At 34.5% G+C, this 7,702-nt stretch carries 10 protein-coding genes and 1 pseudogene; 1 reads left to right on the forward strand and 10 read right to left on the reverse strand.

The genetic code is table 11. The features are described 5' to 3' along the window. From ACJMLH_RS10505 to mtrA, 10 genes and pseudogenes are all read right to left on the reverse strand, one after another. Nucleotides 1–65 (reverse strand): annotated as a pseudogene (locus tag ACJMLH_RS10505) (methyl-viologen-reducing hydrogenase subunit delta); the annotation flags it as partial. Nucleotides 66–383: 318 nt separating this feature from the next. Beyond that, nucleotides 384–1,634, reverse strand: a complete 1,251-nt coding sequence (locus ACJMLH_RS10510; protein ID WP_405277457.1) for a SufB/SufD family protein — start codon at nt 1,632–1,634, stop codon at nt 384–386. After that, nucleotides 1,603–2,358 carry an ABC transporter ATP-binding protein gene (locus ACJMLH_RS10515; RefSeq protein ID WP_405277459.1) on the reverse strand — a complete coding sequence of 252 codons (756 nt, stop codon included), beginning with the start codon at nt 2,356–2,358 and terminating at the stop codon, nt 1,603–1,605. Before ACJMLH_RS10515 ends, ACJMLH_RS10510 begins: the two co-directional genes overlap by 32 nt. A gap of 116 nt (nt 2,359–2,474) precedes the next feature. Then, nucleotides 2,475–2,747, reverse strand: coding sequence for a PRC-barrel domain-containing protein (locus tag ACJMLH_RS10520; RefSeq protein WP_405277461.1), 273 nt, complete (start codon nt 2,745–2,747; stop codon nt 2,475–2,477). Between the two features lie 55 nt (nt 2,748–2,802). After that, nucleotides 2,803–3,411, reverse strand: coding sequence for an NTP transferase domain-containing protein (locus ACJMLH_RS10525; protein ID WP_405277464.1), 609 nt, complete (start codon nt 3,409–3,411; stop codon nt 2,803–2,805). Between the two features lie 16 nt (nt 3,412–3,427). Next, nucleotides 3,428–4,897, reverse strand: a complete 1,470-nt coding sequence (locus ACJMLH_RS10530; RefSeq protein ID WP_405277467.1) for a methanogenesis marker 14 protein — start codon at nt 4,895–4,897, stop codon at nt 3,428–3,430. A gap of 155 nt (nt 4,898–5,052) precedes the next feature. Next, nucleotides 5,053–5,985 carry a tetrahydromethanopterin S-methyltransferase subunit H gene (gene mtrH / locus ACJMLH_RS10535; protein ID WP_405277470.1) on the reverse strand — a complete coding sequence of 311 codons (933 nt, stop codon included), beginning with the start codon at nt 5,983–5,985 and terminating at the stop codon, nt 5,053–5,055. Between the two features lie 13 nt (nt 5,986–5,998). Next, nucleotides 5,999–6,235, reverse strand: a complete 237-nt coding sequence (mtrG, locus tag ACJMLH_RS10540; RefSeq protein ID WP_405277473.1) for a tetrahydromethanopterin S-methyltransferase subunit MtrG — start codon at nt 6,233–6,235, stop codon at nt 5,999–6,001. 10 nt (nt 6,236–6,245) lie between these two features. After that, nucleotides 6,246–6,452 carry a tetrahydromethanopterin S-methyltransferase subunit F gene (locus ACJMLH_RS10545; RefSeq protein WP_405277476.1) on the reverse strand — a complete coding sequence of 69 codons (207 nt, stop codon included), beginning with the start codon at nt 6,450–6,452 and terminating at the stop codon, nt 6,246–6,248. A gap of 12 nt (nt 6,453–6,464) precedes the next feature. Continuing rightward, entirely contained in the window at nt 6,465–7,181 is a 717-nt protein-coding gene (gene mtrA, locus ACJMLH_RS10550; protein ID WP_405277478.1) for a tetrahydromethanopterin S-methyltransferase subunit A, read from the reverse strand. Between the two features lie 292 nt (nt 7,182–7,473). Here mtrA and ACJMLH_RS10555 point away from each other — a divergent pair. Continuing rightward, nucleotides 7,474–7,702: phosphatase PAP2 family protein (locus tag ACJMLH_RS10555; protein ID WP_405277480.1), on the forward strand; the 229-nt coding region annotated here is incomplete at its 3' end.

Here is a 7,702-nt window from a genome sequence, read left to right on the forward strand (position 1 = left end):
GTGTCTGCTCCTCCATAGGAACACCAGTTGCAACAAAACATTACAATTTTTACATCATCAGCCATAGAGTTTCTCCTCCTCTATAAATATTTTTTTGCGAATTTAAAAAACTAACGTCTTTCAAATTCAAATTTTAAAGTTTTTTAAAAAATTTTAAAATCCTTTTTTTAAGACTTACTGTTTAGGTATGCCTTAAAATCACAATTTCTGTACGTAATGAGCTAGCTCAGCATTACATTATGTACTGATTAATATATTTCATTTATAATTAATATAAAGGTTACTTAGAAATTAAATTCAAAAAGTTTATATACTATAAAACAAGATTTTTCAAAAACAGATAAAATAAGTTAAAATAAGAAAAAAAGAAAAAATAGATGGAATTACATTCCATCAAGACTCATGTCAATCATTCTTTGAGTTTGCTCAGCTAATTCGTCAGGAAGACCAGTGATGTCCATGTTTAAAAATCCTCTTACAATCATGGATTCTGCATCTTCTTCAGCTATTCCTCTTGAAGTCAAGTAATTAATTTCATCTTCTGAAATTTTACCAACTGCCGCTTCATGAGACATTTCCAAGTTTGCGGAACTAGCTTCAAGTTCAGGAACTGCATAAATAAAGCTATCATCAGACAATACAAGCCCATGACATTCTAAATGTCCTTTAACTTCAGGAACAGTTCCAGCTAAGTGTCCTCTTGCATATATTTTAGATTCATCCTGAGCAACAGCTCTAGAGATAACTTCTCCTCTGGCACCTTTAGCATTCAATAAAACTCTTGATCCAACATCGATAATGGAATCTTTTTTACCTCCTTGAATACTTTGGAAAATTGCTCTTGAATTTAAACCATCACAATAAGCAGTAGGGAATGATTGGATAGTACTTACAGGACTAGTTAAAATGTAATTGTTAATATAAGTTGAATTATCGCCAACTTTGACACCTGTTCTAGGACGTACTTCAACTTGTTCAGCCCAATTGTGAACCATAGTAAAAGTGATTTTGGAACCAGGTTTTAAATACATTTCAGACACGCCCACGTGCATTGCTGAACCTACATCATCTCCAGTTGCACATCCAGTGATTAAATGCAACTCTGAATTTTCCTCAGCAATAATGACATTGTGTGCAGTCTGCATAATGTCTTCATCACTAATGAACATACATGCTTGTACAGGCATTACTTCTTTAGTTCCAGGAAGTGATCTTACAAAGTAACCGCTTTTTACACCAGTTTCCTGTTCTCTTAAAGCAGTTTTTGCTGTGTATTTATCTGCATCAGGTTTTACAACATTCCAAAGATAATCCTCAAGCCAGTTGTACTTTTCTAAAGCAATGCCTATATTCATTACTTCAATGGAACTTGACATAGAATTATTTGTGAAAATATTACTCTGGTCAACCTGTAAAAATGAACCTGACCTGTTTTCCTCATTGGTATCTACACCAACCTGCAGGAGATCTTTTTTAGTTTGCTTGTCCAAATCATTCAAATCATCAATCATGTCCAAAGCATTTACAGTCTCATCAGTGAAATTTTCAATAGTAATATCAGCACCTAAAGCTGCTTTTTTATCTTTAGCTCTTTGAGCATCTTCATAAACATTGCGCACACTCAACACATCCATTAAAACCGTTTTTTCTAATGTCTTCTAAAATTTCAACAGGATTTCCAGAACAAGAAATTACTCCATCGATTAGAACATGGGCTTTATCAGCATTTACAAAGTTTAAAATGTAACCTAAATGAGTAATTAAAAGTCCACTTCTTTTTCTTGCACCCTGTGGTTTATCTTTATCAAGCAAAGTACCTATTTCAGAAGCCAATAATTCAACATTTTCTATATCCACACCGGAATCTGGTTCATCAAACATGGTGAAATCTGGCATTTGAGCTAATAACTGTAAAATTTCAGAACGTTTTACTTCTCCCCCAGAAAATCCTAAATTAACATCTCTGTCTAAAAATTCATCACTAAACTTAAGCTGTTTTGCTAATTGTTGCATTCTAGGATTTAATTCTTCGTCCATATCCTGATGAGATTCTATTTTTAATAAATCTCTTACGGAAACACCTCTAATTGAAGGGGGTGTTTGAAAACTTACTCCAATACCTAACTTAACTCTTTCAGCAGTAGTTAATTTTGTAATATCCTGACCTTTAAATTTAATGGAACCTTGAACTACTTCATATTGTGGAAAACCCAAAATAGTTAAAAACAAAGTACTTTTACCAGCACCATTAGGTCCTAAAAGAACATGAGTTTCGCCTTCAGCAATAGAGAGATTCACATCTTTTAAAACCCTTTTGCCGGAAACCTCAACTCCTAAATTTTCTATTTCAAGCAACATATAATCACCTTTTAAAAATTAAATATGAATTTGTTATACTATTATAGTTATAGCATTACTAAATATAAATAGTTAACAATAGTAAAAAAAAATAAGAAAAAAGAGAATAACTGAAATTATTCAGTTACAATAATAAATTCGCCGACTTTTTCAACTTTAGCAAAAGGAACTAATAATAAGTCTCCATTCCTTTTAGCACCTTTTACATGGATATTACGGTCACTTTCTACTCTAATAGCAATATCAACAATTTTACCAGTTTTTTCATTGATGATTAATTCATCTAATACTCCAAGGATACGTGCATTGTTGGTAGCTACTTGATAATTTTTAATTTCACTCCATAATTTCTCTTCTCTTTTAGGAATTTGTTGTTGTTTATTTTCCATTTAATCACCTGATAAAAATTAAATCTAATTATATAAATATTTAATTTCATTATATTTAAATATAATATTCTTGGTACAATTTTTCTGCAACTTTACTATCCAAAAGGGTATTTATATTTAATGCCAATTCCCTTTTTGGGATAATTAATTGAGCTTCATCCTGAACAATATTAATGCTTCTTAAAACATTTAATCCTGAAGGAACATAACCATTAAATTCATATGAATAATTAAGCCCCAAATCCTTAAAAATCTCAACGGGAACTAAAGTTGATAGGGCATCTTTGCCGCATTCAAGATAATATTGTAAAACATAATCAATAGTTTCAGTTGATATGAAAGGTAAATCGGCATTAATAAAAAGTAGAATGTCTTTATCTGATTTTTTTTCGAAATAATCCAAAATAAAAGACAAGTCTGTTAGGTAACTGTCTCCTGATGTATCCAATATCTGAAAATCCTCATCTAGAGATTGCAAATATTCTGTTGTTTCGGGAGTATGATGACTAACAGCAATAACGATTTCATCGATTAATTTGGATGGTTTGAGATTGTCAAGCACATATTTAATTAATGGCTTATTGCATAATTTAAAGAGAGGTTTTTCGCAGGGAACTTCAAGTCTTGTTCCCATACCTCCGGCCATCAAAATTGCATAAATCATTGAAAATCACATGAATTTAAGCGAATTTTCCACCCGCCATTTTCATACGATCTTTAAGGATACATCTTCCTCCTTGTTTACCTCCAATAGGAACTTTAGGAGTACCCATAGAGTTCATACAACGAGCCATAATTGCGGAACCTAATGCAAGACCATCTTCAACAAATACAATATTTTCAAACTTGTCCTGAACAGCTTCTAGAATAAGCTGAGGTTTGCGTCCTGTGATACCTGCCCTACCTGTAATACCTAAAGCAGAACCTGGAACAATCACATTTTCCTCAAATGCAACATCTAAAACACGAGTAACAATATTTCTGCTTACATAATCCAAAGTTGAAAGCAAGGTTGGAAGACCATCCGCATCATAGAATTGTGCACCCAATTCCATTAATTCAGGAAGTTTATCACCATTAAATCCTACATCACAACCAATTAATGTAGTGCCTGCTTTTTCAGCAGCTTCAGGATTTACAGGAACAGTTCCGAATCTTTCAACATCCAATGGAACTTTAGTAATATTGACCAATTTATGAGCTTCAAGTGCATTAGCTTCAGCTTTTTTATGATCTGCTTTTTTCATTGCTTTATCTGAATATAAATCTAAAGCAGCACCATTTTTCTTATCTATTTTACCAGAACCCCTCGCTAAAGAGTCGCTTACAACACCTGCCAGTCCTAAAAAGTTACCAACAGTATTAGCATAAGGTTCATTGTCATTAACAATACGTCCTGCCAATGTAGAACCGAAATCCAATGAGACACAAGGATTTCTATAGTCAACATCAGTCCATTTTGCACCTAACTTAATTCCAGCAGTAACAAGTTCACCTTCCATTTCATTTGCAACAGTCTCTTTACCTTGAGGAGGAACTACACTAACAACAGCCCCATCAAACATGATATTTTCTAAAAGAGAATGTTTTTGCAATCTTTCAGGAAGTTGTGAGATAGTCATTGCAGGAGACATCTTACGTGGTGGAATATCTGCCTCAAGACAGCCATCTGCAAGAGCAATAATAAGTTGACCCGCTTCTTCAGCAGTTGCAAAACCTGCAGTTACACCAGTTGACCTTACAACAAAATCCAAATCCTCATCTTTATCAACTTGACATTTCTTAAGTGATTCTAAAACAGTATCCCTAATAAGCTCAGTTACGGATTCTTTAGAAAGTTCAATACCCCAAACTGTCTTACCGAATACTTCTTCATTTGGTTTAGGTTTTCGGATATCCCTAGTCATTTTCACTGTTTTGTTAAGCAAATAAGACTCACTAGTATTTAAATTAGTAGCCATAACAATAGATTTTGTAGTAGTGTTACCTAATTCAACAGAAGCAGTGACATAAAAAGTATCTGGCTTTTTCACAGCTCCTGGACTTGCTGGACCTGCTCTTTGAGCTCTTAAACTAGCTAAATTACCTTCTTTAGAATGAGCAATAATAGGTTTAGGACCTCTATTAAAAATTTTACTTAAAAAAGACATTATCAACCTCTCCAATATAAAGTTAATTAATAATCTCTTTTTAAGATAATATAAATTTTATTAAAATAATGTGAAAAAAATTGTTTGAAAAAAAGTTAAAAAAAATAGAAAAAAATGATTAGATGAAACTAATCATCTAATCTAGACCCCATTATCTATAATAAGTTGTTAATTGGGTGTTCTTCAATAGGTTCGGTACCGATATCTTTTGCTGCTTCAGCAATCATGATATCTGCCATACCACATGCAGGGAATGCAAGTCTGGAGTTTTCGATAGGTCCGAAAAGAACGAAGTCTCCACCAGCCATTTGTTGAACAATGTTTGAACCAATATCACAAACAGGCCATGCTTCTTTGTGTTCTTTTTTGTATGCTCTTAACCAGTCCCATGCGGATGGTACGTTGTGAATACCGGATCCTACTGGGTATCCCCATTTAGCTTTTACAGCGTAAGCGGTTCTTACAGCAGGTCCTGCACCTTGACCTAATGGAGTAACTGCTACATCCATCCATGGTTTAGTGATTCCACATTCATCAGCCATTTCAAGGATACCTTGGTCGATTACAGCTCCACCAGTTTCCCAGATTTCGATTTTACCTTCTACACCTGGAGTCATTGGGTTGAAACCTAATAAGATGGATGCATCGATGTCAGAGTTTTTGAGAGCTTCAATTTCGCCAGGTTCTGCAGCCATACTGATTGAGTTGTAAACAGCTCTTTCAGCTAATCCGACTTCTTGAACATACTCTACACCTGCGATTTTTGCAGCAGCTGCAGTTGAGTCTATAAGGAAAGGTTTGTCACTGACGTCTCCTACAAATTCTAAGTATTTTACCATAGCTTCTGCAGTAGCACCGAAGTTTTGTATAACACAAGGGTTTCCGGTTACATCAGACATTTCTTCCATTGTTTTAATTAATCCATCAGCAGCGTCTTTATCAAAGTCCCCTGCTTTTTCATCACTAATAATTTTGTGTCCGCCGTAAAAGATTGTTCCTGCTAAAACGGTAGGGTATTCACCAGGTTGTCCTCCCATTTTTACGCCAGCAATATCTACGACGAGTTGTTCTTTGTCAAATCTAAACATAAGTATAAACCTCCTATAATAAGGTAGATAGCATTGTAGTTATTCCAAATTTAATAGCTACAACTAAAATAATTAATCCAAGTATAATACCATATAATATACCAACATCTCTACCAGTTTGTTGGCCTAAACGTTGGTAGTATTCCCCAACAGTGAAATCAACTTTTTCTTCTGCTTCATCTAATTTAGCAACAATTTGGTTGAAATCATCTGAGGAAACCATTACTTGAGGTACTGATTCTTCACTCATAATAACACCTCTATAATCCTGCTGCTTTTGCAATGAAAGGAATAATTACGATTAAAAGTGTTGCTATGCAAGCACCTATAGCAAATCCTTTAAATCTGGTTGCGAGTAAACCAGCAAATAATTTACCTTCTCTTGCAAGGAGTTTTGAACTGTACTCTGCATCATCTGCTGCAGTTTTCATTCCATTTATATTTGGTTTATTTGAAATTTGTACCATAATTAATCCTCCTTAGATAATCAAGAATAAAACTCCAACGATTAAAGTGAAAGCTAATCCGATCATTATACCTTGAACTTTACCAGCATAATTACCTGCCATATTTCTTTGAATAGCACCGACCATGTCAATTTTAGTGTTAATATCCCTAATTCTTGCTTCGATAAGACCAGTTTCAGCAGAAACAACTTTTACTGCTTCTCCTTCGTCTTCTTCTCCATCGTCGTCATCAACAGAAATAACCATAGCTTCTTCTTCAAAAGCACCTGGATCTTTTTCTACACATTCATTAATTTTTGATTGAATTGCTCCAATATCTTCAGTATCGATTAAATCAATAATTTCTAATTGATTTTGGAATCTTTCAATACCGTCAAGAGGAACATTTTCTACGAAAGGAATAGCCCCTGTAGCACCAATAATTTTCTTTTTATCTGGGTCAGCACCGTTATCGTATAATGCTTGAATACTTTGACCGGTAATGTGACCTTGCACTTCAGCACCAGCTAATATTAAGAAACGAATATTAGGGTTTGAAATAATATTTGCAACTACTTTTTCTATTCCTAAGTTTTCTGTTTTACATGGACCTGCAATAGCTGCACCGGATAATTCAGCTTCAATGTGAGAAGCTAATGTGGTTACTGCAACAGGACTTTCAGGATCACCTACAATGTAATCCCCACTGATAACAGGCCAGCCATCTGCAGGAGCTTTTTTATCAGCCATCTTAATGTCCTCCCTAAATTCTATATTAATTGATATAATTTAAAATGTATTTAAATATTTTGCAACTTTAAAATGACAATAGGTATTAACGAGATTGATTAAATTAAGATTAATGAACATCAATGTTGAAATTTTCTATCTGATAAACAATGGCCTCAGCCATCCGCACCTTGATTTTATAATGCCCCACCTCAGTGATTTGGGAGGGCTGACATTCTATGCCATACTTCTGGCAATACTGCTTATACTTAGCCGGAAGGATGTTTTCGGCCTTGGCAAATACTGGGGGCTTGTGAAGCTTTTGGCCCTTTCCCTGATTTTGACAGTTGTGGTTACCGCCTTTGCAAAAATTCTCTTCTCACAGCCCCGTCCGTTTCTTGTTCTCGAACACGTCAATGTCCTTACCTCGTCGATTGACCCCAACTCATTCCCGTCAGGACATACCGCAACAACACTAAGCACAATGACCGTGCTGTTTTTAAGTGCCAAAAGGTATTTTACACGTTATAATCTGATAAGAG

The sequence above is a fragment of the Methanobrevibacter sp. genome, from assembly GCF_045116495.1.
In the GTDB taxonomy this organism is placed as follows: domain Archaea; phylum Methanobacteriota; class Methanobacteria; order Methanobacteriales; family Methanobacteriaceae; genus Methanocatella.

Bases quoted from the DNA above. Each gene is read 5' to 3' on its own strand.
- mtrH (WP_405277470.1), bottom strand. From the start codon at position 5,985: ATGTTTAGATTTGACAAAGAACAACTCGTCGTAGATATTGCTGGCGTA.
- ACJMLH_RS10530 (WP_405277467.1), bottom strand. From the start codon at position 4,897: ATGTCTTTTTTAAGTAAAATTTTTAATAGAGGTCCTAAACCTATTATT.
- mtrA (WP_405277478.1), bottom strand. From the start codon at position 7,181: ATGGCTGATAAAAAAGCTCCTGCAGATGGCTGGCCTGTTATCAGTGGG.
- ACJMLH_RS10525 (WP_405277464.1), bottom strand. From the start codon at position 3,411: ATGATTTATGCAATTTTGATGGCCGGAGGTATGGGAACAAGACTTGAA.
- mtrG (WP_405277473.1), bottom strand. From the start codon at position 6,235: ATGAGTGAAGAATCAGTACCTCAAGTAATGGTTTCCTCAGATGATTTC.
- ACJMLH_RS10545 (WP_405277476.1), bottom strand. From the start codon at position 6,452: ATGGTACAAATTTCAAATAAACCAAATATAAATGGAATGAAAACTGCA.
- ACJMLH_RS10520 (WP_405277461.1), bottom strand. From the start codon at position 2,747: ATGGAAAATAAACAACAACAAATTCCTAAAAGAGAAGAGAAATTATGG.
- ACJMLH_RS10510 (WP_405277457.1), bottom strand. From the start codon at position 1,634: ATGGATGTGTTGAGTGTGCGCAATGTTTATGAAGATGCTCAAAGAGCT.
- ACJMLH_RS10515 (WP_405277459.1), bottom strand. From the start codon at position 2,358: ATGTTGCTTGAAATAGAAAATTTAGGAGTTGAGGTTTCCGGCAAAAGG.